Genomic DNA, 16,024 nt, shown 5'->3' with positions numbered 1-16,024 from the left:
GGGTATGTTGAGCGCTTATAAATACCTTGAAAATGAAAAACTGCTTCGGATCGCTTACCTCTTTTGTCGTGCTGACGCTTTTTCTCTCAGCATGTAATAAAAATACGCCTCCTACTTCCAGTACAGCTACCAACACGGGTGCGCAACAAGAGATAACGGCTTCCGCAAACACAGAGCCAGCAGCTTCAGCTACTGATAAACCCGCAGAAAAAGTTGAATGGCTAACTATAGAGCAAGCCGCAGCGCTTATGAAGACTGAAAAGCGGAAGGTAGTGATCGATGTTTATACAGACTGGTGCGGCTGGTGCAAGAAAATGGACAAAGACACTTTTACCGACCCTAAGGTAGCGGCACTCATCAATAAATACTATTACCCTGTAAAGCTGGATGCAGAGGGCAAAGTGCCCATCACTTTAAACGGCCACACCTATACTTTTAAGCCGGAGTATAAATCACACGAGTTAGCAGTTGCTCTGCTACAGGGGCAGATGAGTTTCCCAACGACGGTATATCTCGACGAGAATTTCAATATGTTGGCTCCAGTGCCTGGTTACCTCGATGCCAAAAACTTCGCTAAGATCTTACGCTATTTCGGTGAAAACCACCACAAAAGCATGAACTTCCAGGAGTTTGAGAAGATGTAATATCGACCCTGTATTATAGTTAAGTTTTGTCACCTGAACCATTTGCCCTCCGGTTTTGAGCAAGCTCCTATGCAGTTCCATTTTTACTTTAGGCTATCTTCCCCGATACTTACTACAGTTGCCGCCCTATAGCTGCCCCCCCCGCTATTAAATTGGATCCAAATGCCTCTGCTCCGAAAATATACCTAGTATGAGGTGCCACGAGTGGGTAAATGGCTGCAGCTTTAGGAACGGCCTTAGTTTTCCCCTGCATCATAACTGCACTCTAAAGGTCCCGGTTATCTAAGAAACCTGATTCTGACAATTAATCCGTAAATTTGCATCAGTACTATTAATACCAGATTTTGATCAACCTGAACATATCTAACGATACCATAGTAGCCGTAGCAACTGCCCCAGGTGTGGGCGCTATTGCTGTCATCAGGCTATCGGGGCCAGATGCCATCCATATCACAAACGCTGTTTTTAAAGGCAAAGACCTCACGAAACAAGCCAGCCATACCATTCACTTCGGCACCATCCGCGACGAAGAGAAGATACTGGACGAGGTGCTGGTTTCGCTGTTTGTAGGGCCACACTCTTACACCAAGGAGAATGTGGTGGAGATCTCCTGCCATGGGTCCGACTTCATTGTGCAGCAGATCGTGAAGCTGTTGCTGAAGCATGGTGCTAGACTTGCAAACGCAGGTGAGTTTACCAAACGCGCTTTTCTTAACGGCCAGTTCGACTTAGCTCAGGCCGAGGCGGTGGCTGACCTGATCTCTTCCGACTCCGCCCTCTCCCATGAAGTAGCGATGAAACAGATGCGCGGAGGCTTTTCGCAGGAGATCAAGCGCCTGCGTGCCGAGCTGGTACATTTTGCATCCATGATCGAACTGGAGCTGGATTTTGGCGAGGAAGACGTGGAGTTTGCTGACCGTGAACAATTGCGCACGCTTATACTTAACATTCAAAGTATAATCCGGGAGCTGCTAAAGTCCTTTGAGCTGGGTAACGTGATCAAAAACGGAGTACCAACTGTGATCGTAGGCAAACCGAATGCTGGTAAGTCTACCCTGCTTAACAAGCTCCTGAATGAGGAAAAAGCCATTGTGTCTGATGTACCTGGCACTACCCGCGACTTTATTGAAGATGAGATCAACTTAGAAGGTATCACCTTCCGCTTCATCGACACGGCCGGACTGCGCGAAACCACAGATAAAGTAGAAGCCATTGGCGTAGAGCGTACTATGCAGAAGCTTAGCCAGTCTTCGCTGATCATTTACCTTTTTGACATAACAGAAGTAACTGCTGAGGAAGTACAGGCCGAACTGGACAGGCTGAACCCGAAGAAGTTACCAATGGTAGCTGTGGCCAATAAAATCGACCAGGCATCACCTGAGAAATTGGCTGCCTTTTCAAGTATAGAAAACCTTGTACAGATATCTGCCGCCGAAGGTGCCAATCTTGATGACCTGAAGCAAGCGCTGGTCGAGAAAGTGAACTTGGGTAAACTCAATACACAAAGTCAGACAATTGTAACGAACCTCCGCCACGTTGATAGCCTGAACAAAACCTATGCTTCCCTGGATGATGTACTGAACGGGTTAGCACTCGGTGTGAGCGGAGATTTGGTTGCTGCCGATATCCGCAGGGCTCTGTATAGCTTAGGAGAGATCACCGGTGAGATCACAACGGATGATCTTCTGGATAATATTTTTACTAAGTTCTGCATCGGGAAATAGGCTTGGCAAGCCACGGCAACCCAAGGCACACAAAAGCAAGTAAATCAAACACCTACATCAAAACACCATTACCATAGTTTGCCGTTATTGGCCTATGATTCCCAACTTTTTGTTACCCAGTTGTTACCCGAAGCCCGAGTAACAACTGGGTAACAAAAATATCTCACAACCTCCTCTCCCATCTATCAGAAATACTGCCTGCACTTTCTGAGAGTGCTTTTCAGGCAAGCCCGGAACAAACTATCGTAACAAAACCTCTTCAACACACTCGGAAAAAGAGCCTCATATCTCAAGATTTTGTTACCCGAACACGCTTAATCCTGCTTACTTCTACAGGCAAACCAAGGCAACTACAGGCAATTAAACACCTGATTTACAGATAATTATTTTACCGTGTCTGCCCGTTTGGTTACTTTTATTTCAAATTCTAGGATAGAATATGAAGGTAGCACTGCGGAAAAAAAAGATGAATGACGGCACGAGAAGCCTATTCCTAGACGTGTACTACAGGCAAGAGAGGAACTACGAGTTCCTGAAGCTGTACCTGGTCGAGACGAAGACAGTAACTGTCCGCCAGCGAAACAAGGAGACCCTCCTGCTGGCGGAAAGTATCGCCGCCAAACAGCTGGTGGAGCTACAGACGGGTGAGTACGGGCACTGTAGACTTCCCTGAAATCCGGCCATTGTAAAGTTACAAAACCTATAACTTTATAATGGAATGAAAAAGACATGTTTTACAGAATCCCAGATCATCAAGGCCATCAAGGAACACGAGAACGGCAGCAACGCTCAGGAACTCTGCCGGGAGCTGGGCATCACCACCGCCGCCTTCTACAAGTGGTGCCAGTGCTACGCGGGGCTGGAGGTAAAGGAGCTCAAGCGGATGAAGGAGCTGGAGGAAGAGAACGCCCGCCTCAAGAAGATGTTCGCTGAGCTATCCCTGGTACACCATGCTTTAAAGGATGCGGTTGAAAAAAAGCTTTAGGGCCTGACGAGAAAAAGGCGCTGGTAGAGTTTATGGTGGAGGAGCATGGGGTAGCGTGCGTCAGGCCTGCAAGGCAGCGGGTGTAGCCAGAAGCACCTATGAGTACAAGCCAGTAGAGAAAGACGACCTTCTTATTGAAGAGCAGCTGCAGCTGTTGGTAGAGAAGCAACCGGCCATCGGCTTCTGGGAATGCTTCCATAGGATCAGGAATGGGTCACGGGTGGAACCACAAACGCGTCTACAGGGTCTACAGCCAACTGAAGCACAACATCAGAGGAGACACAGGAAAAGGTTGCCGGCACGCGTGAAGCAGGCCCTCTTCCAGCCGGAGAGGATCAATCAGGTGTGGTCAGTGGACTTCATGAGTGACAGCCTGTGGGATGGCAGAAAGTTCAGGCTCTTAAACATTGTCGATGACTACAACCGTGAGATTCTCTCCATGGAGGCGGATCTCTCCATCCCGGCCCTGCGGCTGATCCGGGTGCTGGAATACCTCAAGGAGTTCAGTGGATTGCCAGAGATGATCCGGGTGGACAACGGGCCGGAGTTCATCTCCCACAAGCTCGAGGGCTGGTGCAAAGAGAACAAGGTGAGGCTGGTGTTTATTCAACCTGGTAAGCCCATGCAGAACGCCTACATCGAGTGCTGCAACGGTAGTATCAGGAGAGAACTGCTCAATACGTATGTGTTCAGGACCCTTTCAGAGGTGCGTCAGAAAGCCGAGGAGTGGATGCAGGACTACAACCACCACCGCCCGCATCAAGCGCTAAATTTAAGAACACCTGTGGAATTACTAGAGGAAATCGTAACTTGAAAAACCAACTTTACAATGGCCCAAAAAGCGGGGAAGCTTACAATATCTGCAAATTCGTGGGCTTTGGTACAGTGGCTTTCTGGCCGATTATGTCGGAAAATCAGAAGACTGGAATGGTTCAACTGTCATATTTTTCCCGCATACATCAGGTAGCTCTAGATGGCTTAACGATGAAAGTAATAGGCAGCTCTTAAAAAAAGCAAAGAAACTACTGGCAAAGGAGTTAAAGGTTAGAAACATTGTAACCTAAGTGAGGCATATCTTCATTGAGAGCTCTGGCTTTTTGATGCTCAAAAAACTCAACTAATTAATTTCCATGCTTTTCTTAATTCTATATCGATGGCTTAAGCTTGAGTGATGGTAAAGCCTAAATCTCGTAGATAGCTCACTGCCATGTTTGTTTGAAACACATTGGGATGAGAACTGAGCTCTTGCCCATTGGCGTAAATATTCGCCCATGAGATAAGAAGTTTACAGGGGTATGTTTCCCCTTCAAAGTATATTTTAAACTTCCTTGAACTACGTCTAGCTGGTATACCTTCACGCTGGACTTGATGAATAGCAGAAAGAATGTGCTGTCTTTCAATATTGTTCGGGATCGGCATAGTTTTATATTTACTAGATAGTTGACAATGATAAGCCTATTGCTACTGCAATCGGTTTAAACTCTTCCTCCGTAAAGAAGTTAGTTTTGGCATTGTTACACCAATAGCAACACCACACTACATTGTTTAAATTATCATATGGCTGGTTGGGATCTTTCCTATCTAGCTCTAATCTCTTGCCACGTCTCCCTGCTCTTGTTGCATCAGGTCTAAGGCCATTCCTCTGTTTCTGATAAATCTCAAAGCTTCTCTCATTGGTAGTGCCGCAGTAGTAACACCCCTGCATAAAAATAGCCCCATCAAACCACTCTTCAAATTGATTGAAAGACGTGTTTACAAAACCTGGAATTGTTTTTTCTTTAATGTTCCCTCGCTTGTCTTTCTTCCTCACAACTCTCTGCTTTTTCCGTTTAAAGATGTCCATTAGTTCTGATCGTGTCAGCATACAAAGTGTGTAAATGTTATATTTTGAAGACTTATTTGTAGGCATAAAATGCATTTACTGCGAATTCTTCTTAACACAGTAGAATGGACTCCGTTTCTGAACTATTTAAAGCTTTCCACAGCGACACTTCATTCGAAAGAATATTAATAGATTAATGTAACTCTCTCTGTTACACAATAGGTAAAACAATAAAGATGTGGAATCTGCCGAATGAACCTTTCTTCAGGATCGGATTATATCTAGTATATAAAATTAATTTTTAACTTCCAAACATTTTACTGGCTTTATTTAAGCTATTATAGAAGTCGCATTCTTTTGAACTGGTGCCTTTGAACCCATTGAAGAAAGCGACCTGTTTGTTCAACTGATGCAAGCTTGATTCTAAAACTTCTGCACAAATCTGATAGAATACAGCAATATTTTACCGATACACTAGGGATACAGCTGACGTGGCTGGAGTATAAAGGTTGCTGAGCATAGCCAAAGCGGGCTACTTGTATATTAAGTTTAACTTCGTATCTGTTTTTGATACTGTTAGTTGATATAATTACTTGTGAATTATGAGTCACATTTTGGATCTGCTCAAGTGCCTATAAAGCTTTACTCTCATTAAATACTTTTTTCTTTGCGAACTTAAGAACACGTTTTGCATGATCAGTAGCGTACAATGCATCTAACTCACAAACAGGTGAGTTTTGGCTGCTGTTTTTGTACTCTCCGATAATTTGAGGGAAAACAACAGTCCAGATGGCGGCAATAGTTGAAATAGCCGTATCCATTGTTTTGCAAATTCTCCTAAAGTCTTCGCCATTATGAAGACCGACTTGATCTTTCATATTCATTGTATTTGTTGCCCCACCGTCTTCAGGAGATCTACTTCGACTGTGCGTGAAACTTAGCAAGAAATTATAATAGTCATGTGTTTCCTGTATGGGGCAATAATCGTACTCCGCTACAAATTCTCCGACATGTTGGCTCTCTTTCAGTTTTGGCTTCATTGTTTTCCAGTCAGGCGTGGGAATATCGCCTGCGTCCCATTGAGCAAATTCCAGGTTGTCGCTATCACCTGAGAATTCATTTTGCAGTACTTGAAAATATAAGGAAGCAACGGCCATCTCAATTGCTCCTCTTTGACTGGAAGCTGCTGTTTTGTAAAAACCTCCTGGGAGATTCCATAGCGACGCACAGAAGTCTGACGACACGTCAGGTAGCGTCCAGAGTACAATCTCGTCATCAGTTTTTATGTCTGCAGTGCCTTCTAGGAAAGTGTAGCTAAGGATTAAAGCGATTAAGCCATTGGTTTTCAGGGCTAATTCATCCAATAAGGATTTTGACTCTTCTTGGTTTTCTGCCAGTTGAACTGTTTGCAGGGCGTTTTGAATGATTGTAAAGGCTTGGTTGTCTATCGATTGGTTCATTAGCGGCTTATGGTTCATTCAAAGTGTTGTATTCGTGCAGGAAGCATGCATACCTGATGTCAAGGTTATCCTCTTTCGGTTTCCTCATAAAATCCTGAGATACCTTGAGAAGATGCTTCTTCCTGATACTGATCATTGCTTCTGGCTTTCGGCAGCAAGATTGTTGATGGAGGGGCACTGATACAGTAAAGCCTACACCGGATATAGGCTTTGATTTAAGTCTAAATCTTTATTCCCTTCCTGGAAATTTACCTGTTTAACAAACTTGTGGTCACGAGTAAAGCTGCACCACTTACACTGCGCATCACCACAACCCTCAGAGAATTCATGGCTCTTGATCTTTGCATAAACTGATTGTATCAGATTCTTTACAAATGTCTCCTTTTCCGGTGTGACTACGACTTTCTTCTTCAAAAGCTCTCCCTGTTCATTTGGCTGCACAAAGTCGAAGAAGAAGGAGTTAAACTTAAACCTGCCAGACGTTTCATTATCAATCAGAATTTTATAGAAAATTGCCTGCCTCCACAGATCTCCACCGTAAAGGTTCTCAAATGTTGGTTTGGCAGGATCTTTAGGCTTACTAGGCCCTTTGATTTTTTTATCGGCATTACCAGGGTCCCCGGTCTTATAGTCAACTACATTATAGTGACCATCAACAGGTATTAGTACATCTATTTTACCGTTCAATGGAACCCCGTTCCATACGACTTGCTTTAATTTCTTTTCTGTGAATGAGTTCGCATCCCATGTACTGCTGTGATGGTCGAAGTAAGCCTGCAGGCAGTACTTGCCAAAAGCTAGCTTGCGGTCATACTGGGTTGAAGAAAAATAAGCTCGCTGCCGTTTCATGCTTCGCTCGAAATCATGTAGCAATACTTCTTTATTTGGCTCAGAGCCGGTTTCTCTTATATACTCCAGTTGCCGTTGCAAAGCATCATGCACCGCTGTGCCAAAGCAGGCATGTTCATTCTTAGCCATGGGCACGCGCAACACATCTTCATAGTAAAAACTGATCGGGCAGCGCAGGTATTTATTAAAATGAGTCGCACTCAGGCTATAGTCTTTCAACAGCATGTCCAGAGACTCCTTCTCCAGCAGCTCAATGCTTGTCTTCTCATCCAGCTGGTTGTAACGAGCCAAATGATATTCTAGAAGGTCGATTTCATTTAGCGTAATCTGCACATGTTTTACAAATCCGCTTGCCTCTAATTCAGATACATAGCTGCAAGTCACGAGCTGTTTGCCCTTGTTATCTGCTGCCGGATAGCTAACGACAAGCTGTTTCTTGGCTCTCGTGAGGGCTACAAAGAACAACCGTCGTCCCTCTTCCAGCTCATCCCCTGTATTGGATTGCACCAGTGTATCAGGCATTGGATAGTTGAAGCGCTTGCTTTTATCGACCTGCCAATTGCTTTTGCTACAGCCCATTAAGAACACATACTCGAACTCTAAGCCCTTGGCAGCGTGCGCGGTTCCAAAGTTCACCCCCCCATCCTCACACAACACTTTCTCAATCGGAATATCAATCTCGCTGTCTTGCATTAACTCTATAGTGCTGACAAGGTCTGAAAGGCAAATATCCCCTTTCCGTTGGCACTCCTCTTTCACAAAACTGAAGAACGTGTGCAGGACTTCTAAATGCCACTTGTTGTGGGGCTGCTTCAACATATGCACCAGCATACCGCTTTCGGTCAGGATTTGCTCCAGTAGTCCCGGCAAGGTGGTATTGTGAACGGCTGTGATCCATCGTTCAAAGAGCTCCCCTAGTTGCACCATGCGCTGCACGACAGCTTCATCTGGTTTAAATAAGTGCTTCCAATCATGTTGAGCTGCATAGAGCAGTAAATCACGCCAGGAAATAAAGCCTTTATCTGTGTCATGGGTCGTGCTCTCTGCAGCTAACTTTGCTATTGCTTGGGGAGGTAAGTTCAGAAAATCAAAATGCAGGATCTGAAAAAGCAGTGCCTCTCCAGAGTTCGGCGCATTTGTTTCTGCGTGCAAGAATCGCAGTAATGTTATGAAATTCTTAATGAGTGGTTCTTGCAGGATGTCTAAGCGCTTTTTTTGATTTACAGGTATATTCTTTGCACGTAAGTACCGGATGATGTCCTCTGCATCCCTGTGGCTGCGGTACAGCACGGCAACCTTACTAAGATCAACACCAGCGTGGGCCATTCGCTCTATCTCTTGCGCTAAGCCGATGCTTTCTTGGAGCGGGTTGGCATATTCCCAGAGCTCAGGAAGGGTAGTTATCTTGCTATAAGTGTCATTCTTAGCCCACAGTTCTTTACTTAGCCCCTCGAGTTTCTTTGACAGGCGCTCAGTGTTATTGTTTATTAAATTATGAGCAGCGTTTAATATGGTTTGAGAAGAACGGTAATTGTCTGTCAAGACAATTGTCTTGGTGGCAGGGCCACACATGTCAGTGAAGTCTAAGATATTCTTCAAGTTAGCCCCTTGGAAACGGTAGATTGACTGGTCGTCATCCCCTACCGCAAAAACATTAGGCTGCTCCCAGAATCTGCAAATTAACTGCAGCAGCTCATTTTGAGAGTTGTTTGTATCTTGGTACTCATCTACTAGCAAATAATGAAACTGCTCCTGATACTGAAGTAATAAGTGTGGGTGTGCTTTGAATGCACGCAATACCCACAGAATCATATCCTCATAATCGTAGCGCCCACGGGCCTGCATTTTCTGCTGGTATGTGTCAAAGAGAGCCGCAGCTGCCTTCAGCCGTTGCATTTTTTGCTTTTGCTCGTTTATCTTACCTATTTTTAAATCACCTTTTTTGTTTTCTCCACTTTTATTATCATATATGAAAGCGGGATTAGTATAGAGAGACGCAATGTATTCATCCGCTTTTTTTGATATGTAGCGAGCATCCCAATTCTCTTTTTTCATAACGGTAAACAGGCTTGCCATTCTGACCTCATCATAATAAGGAGCCCCGCTTTGTCGCTTAAGGATGTGTCCAGTGGGTAAGCCGTCTATGATCTCGCGTAGAATCTCTCTTGTTTCCAACTTAGAGATGGGCTCCAGTTCATGCAACCCAAAATAAGAAGGGTTATCCTGTATGACCAAGTTACAGAAAGAGTGGAATGTATGGATTGGTACTTTGTGGGCATCAGGACCGATGAACTTGATCAGTCGCTCCCGCATGGCGGTTACGCCAGCTTCTGTATAAGTCAGGCATAGGATTTCATAAGGTGTAGCCTGCAATTCTGGCTTGCTGAGAATGTAGCCGATGCGCGCAGCTAATATCTGTGTTTTACCCGTGCCGGGGCCGGCCACCACCAGGACCGGTCCTTGCGTAGTTTCCACGGCTCTGCGCTGTGCCAGGTTCAACTTATCTAACTCTTTTAGAAACGAGATGCGTAAAGCGTTTTGGCCCATGTCGGTGGTTATGTTTAGGAGAAGTTAAAGATAAGTGAAAACTTTTTATTGTTTAAAGTAAAGATACAGTAGAAGCTACCCCAGGTGTATTTCTTTACAAGCTTGTAAACTTGTTTATTGGTTAGAGAATACCCCTATCATCACCTAGTTAATTTTGCTGTGCTAGCACCTCTAAATAGGAATTGATGCTAGATGGCAAATAAAGTAGGTACTCCAGCGCATCCAGCTCATGTGTTACATACAGTGTGGTGACACACCGGATCCTTTCTGCTATTTCCGGTTGAAGTGCATACAATGGATGAAGTGTACAATAGCCTTGGGCATCATACCTAACATAGCCATTGGCATGGCACCACGTGATGTAGATCAAGACTTCCACGAGCCACTCATTCTTACTGCATTTAAAGTAATGGCTTAAGTGGGATAAGAACTTCTCCTTTATCCCGGCTGGGATAGCGTGATAATTAAACTTTTTGCACTCCGTTTCCAACCACTTACTTTCTGTTAAAGCTGCTTTTACCTTTACTGGATTACTTGTAGCGCTATACCTGAAATTCTGTGGGCTAAGGGCCCTAAAGGTGCGCTGCCCAGCAATTTCTTCGTCAACTCGCGTTAGAAAGGGAAAGGCTTTAAGTTGAGACTTCTTTACCTGCTTGTTCGTATCCTCATAAAGGCATAGTTGATCGAGCTTGTATGCCGCTAATGCTGGGTTTTCACCTTGGTACTCCCTTACTTCTCCCCAGCGATATACCACCAGCACGCCTGATGGCCCCTTAACAAACAAGCGGTCCCCTTGCCACAGCAAACCCATATGGGACTCCATGTATGCTTTCGTTTCTACAAAAAGTTTGTTTTTGAATTTAAAGCGGGCTTGCGTCATGCGTTTTCTGTTGCATGCGTCCTGTTCCTTAAAGAAAGGAATAGCGGCAACTAATTCAGGCGCGTAGATGACCCGTGCCTCAAGAGCAGAGTAGATTCCAAAGTAATCGCCTTGCCTAAACCCAACTAAAGTGGGCGTAAGAGACCATATCCAGTCATTGTTACAAGGCAAGACAACAGCACCATTGCGCAGTAAACCATAGAAACGCCCATCCCCTTTTACTTTGTACCTTGGTTGTTTCCTTTGAAGCTTAGGCTTAGGAAAATACCGAATGAAAGCACCTAGTAAGGACAATAGCATATGCTGTATAAAACTATACTTAGAGCCCATGATGGAGTATTTTTGGGAAGACATATGCTTGCTAAAGTTGTTGTTTCTAGGCACAAACTTTCACTCCAGAGAACAGAAATATTTAGGGGTGACTTAGTTGCCGGTCTCTTTTTCTTTATGCTAATGCAAGATACAGGGTGTGGCTTAAAGAACGTAATTGCTACAAGCTTGCGAAGTTAAATCACTGGTCTTTTGCTTCCCTTCTAGACCGCTCAGGATGTTTTAATTTCACCTTCAGCAGTCATAAGGAAGCTACTTGCTGTCAGCGGGCCGGTGTGTCTTTCCTAGCTCTTTCTCTGATATCAAGTAATAATACTCCACTTTAGGTTTAACACAGGATGCCCATGTGCTCTCTACCAGGAATTGCTTTCCTTTCAGCTCAATTGTATTCCACGCATGGTTGACTGTAAGGCTCTTATGAACATATCCTGTAACACGTTCTGCTTTTATGCCGGCCAATAGGCACATTTCCTTGAAAAGCTTGCTAAAGCCATCGCAAACACCTGAGTTCTTTATAAAAGTATTTTGAGCGTTATAAGTGGAATATGTATAGTCATAGGCTATGTGATGCACGATCCAGATATAGATCGCTCTGGCTTTCTCGAAATCATGGGAATAGGGTTGCGTCAAGGCCAACACTTGCTCATTGATAGAGGGCTGCTTTTCTACAGCAAGGGCTCTTCTGTCAATGAATGTATAATCATACTGCTTCAAGTACTCTCTTACTGCATCAGCATGGGCCAGGTGAAGCGTTTCTTTAGTCGGGTAGACGCGGGCATAAACCCAGGTAGTGTCTCCCTGGCGCGCTAGTGCGTCCGTAATCTTCCTGGTGGCGGAGAGCTGACTTCTGGCAAATGTGCTCTCTGCTGCCTGTTTGAGGTGCTTGCGGAAAACAGCATACTGCGGCTGAGACGTATAGTGATTGGCGCTGTCTATTACACGAAGTCTTTCGTACAAACCTACTGATTCAGTTAAAGGGGCAATGCGATTCAGCTTTATCTTGGCGGATAGTTTGTAATGGTAGTAAAGCACATCGTGGCGGAGGGTGTAGGCAAGCCGACCATCTTTACCGAACCTATCCAGCTCTAGTGTCCTGATTTGCCTGAGCACATGCGCATATTTTCCGTCTTTATACAACTTGCCTATCTTCTCATATCGAGCTGCTATTGATGGCTTGGCAAACAAGCTTTGACACATCAACAGAAAGGGAATTAACGGCCATACCCGTGGCGTGAGACAGAACAGAACCATAGCATCGTAATGAAGTGGGAAAAATTTAGCCTGCGCTGAGAATGGTTTTTAAAATCACAAGATAGACATCCTACTGCACTTCCTGAAAGACAGCATCTTCAAGAGGAACGCTGGGGAAGATATCCTCTGTAAAAATACTACTTTCACAAGACACCATTGTTCGGTTTAACAGTATTTTTCTAAGTTGACCCCGCTCGCCTTGAATTGAGTAGTATTTGGCCGTTTCTGCGCCTAGTTCTTTGGTGAATTTTGATTTGATTCTGGTTATTTTTTCACTCATAGAGTTATCCAAGGGGTCTGTGAGTGCCCTGGCGCTTTCAGACAGTTCTTTTTCCAACTCCGCTTGCTGTACCTCATCACCAGGTGTGTAAATGGTTAGCTTCCTGTAAATTGCTTCGACTTCTTGCCTATATTGGGCTCTGTTCTTAAGAAGAATTCCTTCAGGATGCTTTAGAAATAGGAAAAATACCGTTTTCTCTAAAGGGGCAAGATCAATGACCTTGCCTTGGTAATCTAAAAGTTGAATGACGTTGCCTCGTGAAATGTGCAACCTACTTGGAAGTTGCTTAAAGCGCTGCCTGAAAAGCATCTCGTTTCTTGTTTTCTCAAACAGCATGATCGCCTGATTGATCACATCCCCACGAACACCTGCCCCGACCATGTCATCGATGCAATCAGGGCAGATGTCGGCAGTGCGAAGCTTAAAAATTATATCAGATTTCTTTTGACAGAAGTCACTCATACATCCTACAGGAGTGGGATGAGCATGATGTACCTTCTCCTGTATGTCTTTGTAGTAAATTTTCTCTACTACCTGAGACATTGCTAAATAAGCAATCGGATATGCTGGGTCACATGGCAAATACCTGCCCCAATCTTCTGTATGAATAAATATTGTGTTGGACTCCTTACTGAAAGAAGTAAACCAATTGTTAGAATTAGACACCGGCGTTAACAGCACAATGAAATCATCCGCAAGAAGGCGATTCGTTTCCCTGTACATGTCTGCTAGATCAAAGAACTCATTCCAGCCTAGAGACATGGTGTGGTTGGCAAAGTCGAAATCCTTCTTGTACCTAAAAGCAGCAGCCACATACCTGTCAAATAACTTTTTCTCCTGACTCCATACCTGCGCATGGCCAGCTGCTGTACCCTTCACGAATTGCAATGGCCCTGCTTGTCCCTGAAGCAACTTAACCACTTTCTCGTATTCAACTTTTGAGTAATCAAACGAGCGGATGACATGGACCTTCATATTATACGAATGTTGTTTTAGGTATTAGGATAAGACAAAAAAGAATGAAGTTTATGGTAAATGTAGACGGCCCACTGATGTCGTACCAATGAGCCGTCCTTGAGAAGATATGCAATTGAGTAGTATAAAATTACTGTGCGTAGCTAATTGAGGTCTTGGCTAAACTAATTCGAGATCTGTCAACATCTTTTTAAGATGAATATCATCATATCCTAAAAACCAATGATTAGAAAGCAGGTAGTTATGCTTTGGCAGCGGTTCTTTATAGTAACGTTGTTTTCCTAAGCGGTCCTTGTCCCCTTCCTCTAGCGGCCTAAGTATTTTAGCGCCATAGATGGTTCGAAACCCGCTCTCGTCAGAGTTGATGTACTGGAGCACCTTCTTAAATAAAGCCGGGTCCTGATCTATGTTTAAGAACACCTTTTTTGCTGATGCGCCCACTTTCAGTGTACCAGCTTCAAGGTCATCAATTATTTGGGCATAAATATTTCCCGCTGACACTTCTTCGCTTTCCTTAGAACCTACTTCGTACAGAGACTTTACACGCGCTTCTAAAAAATCGAAATTATCTTTTTTTATAGGAACTGTATTGCCAGACTTCGCACTTCCAACAGTAAAGTAGTATTTGTTGCTTTGATCAAAATGTACATCGCAACGCCATTTTCTTGCTTTCAGATCAAAGTCAATTTCAGGTAGATACCATTCCAAAATACTTGTTTTAGATCTACCGTTCAAGGTTAGCTTATAATTCAAAGCACGAGTGTCTATGATGTACGTACCTAAAAAAGGTTTGCTGTCAATCAAAAGAACCAAGAAAACTTTATCATACGGCTTTTCATTGCCATTCGATTGGTGTAGCAATTCAAAATTATCTACAGAAATATCAAACCAAACTGATTCCCGCTCTTGGGAAGACTCAATAAAATAAAAGGCTATTTTACCATCTTTCACTTCATTTAACGTAGAACTGTATAGTTTACGTGGACCAGTGATTTTATCTTCAATTGAAATTTTCTCAAGACTTATACCATACTTGCTAAAGGTACTTTCAAAGTACTCTAGAAATCCGGCGATAGTATTTTCCATAAAGGATAAATATGTTGTGATAATAATTAATGATTGCTTTTATAGGAAATTAGAACTCAGCCTGCTCTTCTAAAAGATAAGCCTCCGCCCCTGGTGAGTTGAAGGTGGCACCATACATGGAGGCGAAGGCAAAAGTATCAGCTAAACAGATGTCAGCCCCAGTAAGGTTAACATCATTTAGAATGGCATGGGTGAAAAATGCATCTGCAAGATAGCACCCGGAAAGGTCTGCTCCGGTAAAATCCGTATGCGAAAAGTCCGTAGCATAAAGGTCACTTCCCCTTAACTCCACTTTTCTGAAATTAGCTTTACTCACTTCGGAATCGCGAAGCTTTACTTCCACCAGAGTGGCGCCTTCGAAACTTGAGCCTGTCAAATCTACTCCTATAAAGGAGGCACCATCCAAGTTAGCACCAAAAAAATTAGCACCTTTTAGGTCTGTGCCCTGAAAAGTAGAACCAGCCATATTCAGTTTCGAGAAATCTAAGCCGCTCAAATCTACATCGGACACATTTAAAACAAGCGACTCATTTGAAAGTCTCGCTTCCTCAATTTGACGGACAATAAGTTCTATTTCCATTTATTAATAGTCTAAAGTTATAAGGTGGACACAACTGAACATAAAGCACCCTTTTGGTGCTTTCATCACTTACCGGGAAATAATGGGATTTAATAGTACAATTATAAGCAAATTTACTATATAAAGCAAGCGCTATATCTAATAACACCTATAGGAAACGAGAACCTTAAGGATTACTCAGGTAGCCTTCTCTTTTAATAAGCATGGCGTTGATGATAGGTAAATCAGCTGGTGCAAAATCATATTCCGCTAGTTCACCCAATCCCACCCATCTGACCTCGTCATGGTCTATGGAAATGACCTCCGAGCTTTCTGATTTGGCAAAGTATGCCCGAAGATGTATTTGCTTATCGCCGTACTTAAATATGGAATCTGCAATGTGGTCCTGCACGGTTACATCTAAGTTTAGCTCTTCTTTTAGTTCGCGCGTTAAACATTCTTCATACGTTTCTCCGGCCTCCAATTTACCCCCGGGAAACTCCCAAAGGCCTGCTAAGTGCTTGCCTGGTGCCCGACGCGCAATCAGGTACTTCTCATTGTTTTCAATCACACCTGCTGTAACCTCTATCATAGATTGTTTTATTGGTTTAAAGTTAAGATAAGCCCTCTAG

General features: G+C 43.8%; 15 protein-coding genes. 5 read left to right on the top strand and 10 right to left on the bottom strand.

Features of this window, described 5'->3' with window-relative positions; genetic code table 11:
* Positions 1-32 precede the first annotated feature (32 nt).
* From ACSX1A_RS04095 to ACSX1A_RS04075, 5 genes are all read left to right on the top strand, one after another.
* Positions 33-644 carry a thioredoxin family protein gene (locus ACSX1A_RS04095; protein ID WP_439882345.1) on the top strand — a complete coding sequence of 204 codons (612 nt, stop codon included), beginning with the start codon at positions 33-35 and terminating at the stop codon, positions 642-644.
* A 341-nt stretch (positions 645-985) separates the two neighbouring features.
* Entirely contained in the window at positions 986-2,368 is a 1,383-nt protein-coding gene (gene mnmE / locus ACSX1A_RS04090; RefSeq protein WP_439883533.1) for a tRNA uridine-5-carboxymethylaminomethyl(34) synthesis GTPase MnmE, read from the top strand.
* Between the two features lie 439 nt (positions 2,369-2,807).
* Positions 2,808-3,041: an Arm DNA-binding domain-containing protein gene (locus ACSX1A_RS04085; protein WP_439882344.1), complete on the top strand. Its 234-nt coding sequence runs from the start codon at positions 2,808-2,810 to the stop codon at positions 3,039-3,041.
* A gap of 45 nt (positions 3,042-3,086) precedes the next feature.
* On the top strand, positions 3,087-3,353 hold the full coding sequence (locus ACSX1A_RS04080) for a transposase (RefSeq protein ID WP_439882343.1): 267 nt from the start codon (positions 3,087-3,089) through the stop codon (positions 3,351-3,353).
* A 55-nt stretch (positions 3,354-3,408) separates the two neighbouring features.
* Positions 3,409-4,167 carry an IS3 family transposase gene (locus tag ACSX1A_RS04075; protein ID WP_439882342.1) on the top strand — a complete coding sequence of 253 codons (759 nt, stop codon included), beginning with the start codon at positions 3,409-3,411 and terminating at the stop codon, positions 4,165-4,167.
* A gap of 344 nt (positions 4,168-4,511) precedes the next feature.
* On the opposite strand, the gene ACSX1A_RS04070 is transcribed toward ACSX1A_RS04075, so the two are convergent.
* The 10 genes from ACSX1A_RS04070 to mutT all read right to left on the bottom strand — a co-directional run bounded on the left by ACSX1A_RS04070 (position 4,512) and on the right by mutT (position 15,984).
* Complete coding sequence (locus tag ACSX1A_RS04070; RefSeq protein ID WP_439882341.1) at positions 4,512-4,772, bottom strand: hypothetical protein; 261 nt, start codon at positions 4,770-4,772, stop codon at positions 4,512-4,514.
* A gap of 13 nt (positions 4,773-4,785) precedes the next feature.
* Positions 4,786-5,163 (bottom strand): hypothetical protein, encoded by a 378-nt coding sequence (locus ACSX1A_RS04065; protein WP_439882340.1) that lies wholly within the window; start codon positions 5,161-5,163, stop codon positions 4,786-4,788.
* A gap of 644 nt (positions 5,164-5,807) precedes the next feature.
* Positions 5,808-6,635 carry a hypothetical protein gene (locus tag ACSX1A_RS04060; protein WP_439882339.1) on the bottom strand — a complete coding sequence of 276 codons (828 nt, stop codon included), beginning with the start codon at positions 6,633-6,635 and terminating at the stop codon, positions 5,808-5,810.
* Positions 6,636-6,827: 192 nt separating this feature from the next.
* Positions 6,828-10,031 (bottom strand): ATP-dependent helicase, encoded by a 3,204-nt coding sequence (locus ACSX1A_RS04055; protein ID WP_439882338.1) that lies wholly within the window; start codon positions 10,029-10,031, stop codon positions 6,828-6,830.
* 148 nt (positions 10,032-10,179) lie between these two features.
* On the bottom strand, positions 10,180-11,265 hold the full coding sequence (locus ACSX1A_RS04050; protein ID WP_439882337.1) for a hypothetical protein: 1,086 nt from the start codon (positions 11,263-11,265) through the stop codon (positions 10,180-10,182).
* A 228-nt stretch (positions 11,266-11,493) separates the two neighbouring features.
* Entirely contained in the window at positions 11,494-12,438 is a 945-nt protein-coding gene (locus tag ACSX1A_RS04045; protein ID WP_439882336.1) for a transglutaminase domain-containing protein, read from the bottom strand.
* A 124-nt stretch (positions 12,439-12,562) separates the two neighbouring features.
* Positions 12,563-13,747, bottom strand: a complete 1,185-nt coding sequence (locus tag ACSX1A_RS04040; RefSeq protein ID WP_439882335.1) for a hypothetical protein — start codon at positions 13,745-13,747, stop codon at positions 12,563-12,565.
* 159 nt (positions 13,748-13,906) lie between these two features.
* Positions 13,907-14,833, bottom strand: a complete 927-nt coding sequence (locus ACSX1A_RS04035; protein ID WP_439882334.1) for a hypothetical protein — start codon at positions 14,831-14,833, stop codon at positions 13,907-13,909.
* Positions 14,834-14,882: 49 nt separating this feature from the next.
* Positions 14,883-15,413: a pentapeptide repeat-containing protein gene (locus ACSX1A_RS04030; protein WP_439882333.1), complete on the bottom strand. Its 531-nt coding sequence runs from the start codon at positions 15,411-15,413 to the stop codon at positions 14,883-14,885.
* 166 nt (positions 15,414-15,579) lie between these two features.
* On the bottom strand, positions 15,580-15,984 hold the full coding sequence (gene mutT / locus ACSX1A_RS04025; protein ID WP_439882332.1) for an 8-oxo-dGTP diphosphatase MutT: 405 nt from the start codon (positions 15,982-15,984) through the stop codon (positions 15,580-15,582).
* Positions 15,985-16,024: the final 40 nt, after the last annotated feature.

Source organism: Pontibacter sp. MBLB2868 (assembly GCF_051904785.1).
Taxonomy (GTDB): domain Bacteria; phylum Bacteroidota; class Bacteroidia; order Cytophagales; family Hymenobacteraceae; genus Pontibacter.
The sequence above is the reverse complement of the archived record's forward strand: the minus strand, read 5'-3'. Positions and strand labels throughout refer to the sequence as shown.

What these genes read in the sequence shown, in the direction of transcription:
- ACSX1A_RS04070 (WP_439882341.1), bottom strand. Translation starts at nt 4,772, where the DNA reads ATGCCGATCCCGAACAATATTGAAAGACAGCACATTCTTTCTGCTATT.
- ACSX1A_RS04085 (WP_439882344.1), top strand. Translation starts at nt 2,808, where the DNA reads ATGAAGGTAGCACTGCGGAAAAAAAAGATGAATGACGGCACGAGAAGC.
- ACSX1A_RS04055 (WP_439882338.1), bottom strand. Translation starts at nt 10,031, where the DNA reads ATGGGCCAAAACGCTTTACGCATCTCGTTTCTAAAAGAGTTAGATAAG.
- ACSX1A_RS04080 (WP_439882343.1), top strand. Translation starts at nt 3,087, where the DNA reads ATGAAAAAGACATGTTTTACAGAATCCCAGATCATCAAGGCCATCAAG.
- ACSX1A_RS04040 (WP_439882335.1), bottom strand. Translation starts at nt 13,747, where the DNA reads ATGAAGGTCCATGTCATCCGCTCGTTTGATTACTCAAAAGTTGAATAC.
- ACSX1A_RS04030 (WP_439882333.1), bottom strand. Translation starts at nt 15,413, where the DNA reads ATGGAAATAGAACTTATTGTCCGTCAAATTGAGGAAGCGAGACTTTCA.
- ACSX1A_RS04050 (WP_439882337.1), bottom strand. Translation starts at nt 11,265, where the DNA reads ATGTCTTCCCAAAAATACTCCATCATGGGCTCTAAGTATAGTTTTATA.
- ACSX1A_RS04095 (WP_439882345.1), top strand. Translation starts at nt 33, where the DNA reads ATGAAAAACTGCTTCGGATCGCTTACCTCTTTTGTCGTGCTGACGCTT.
- ACSX1A_RS04045 (WP_439882336.1), bottom strand. Translation starts at nt 12,438, where the DNA reads ATGTGTCAAAGCTTGTTTGCCAAGCCATCAATAGCAGCTCGATATGAG.
- ACSX1A_RS04060 (WP_439882339.1), bottom strand. Translation starts at nt 6,635, where the DNA reads ATGAACCAATCGATAGACAACCAAGCCTTTACAATCATTCAAAACGCC.
- mutT (WP_439882332.1), bottom strand. Translation starts at nt 15,984, where the DNA reads ATGATAGAGGTTACAGCAGGTGTGATTGAAAACAATGAGAAGTACCTG.
- ACSX1A_RS04035 (WP_439882334.1), bottom strand. Translation starts at nt 14,833, where the DNA reads ATGGAAAATACTATCGCCGGATTTCTAGAGTACTTTGAAAGTACCTTT.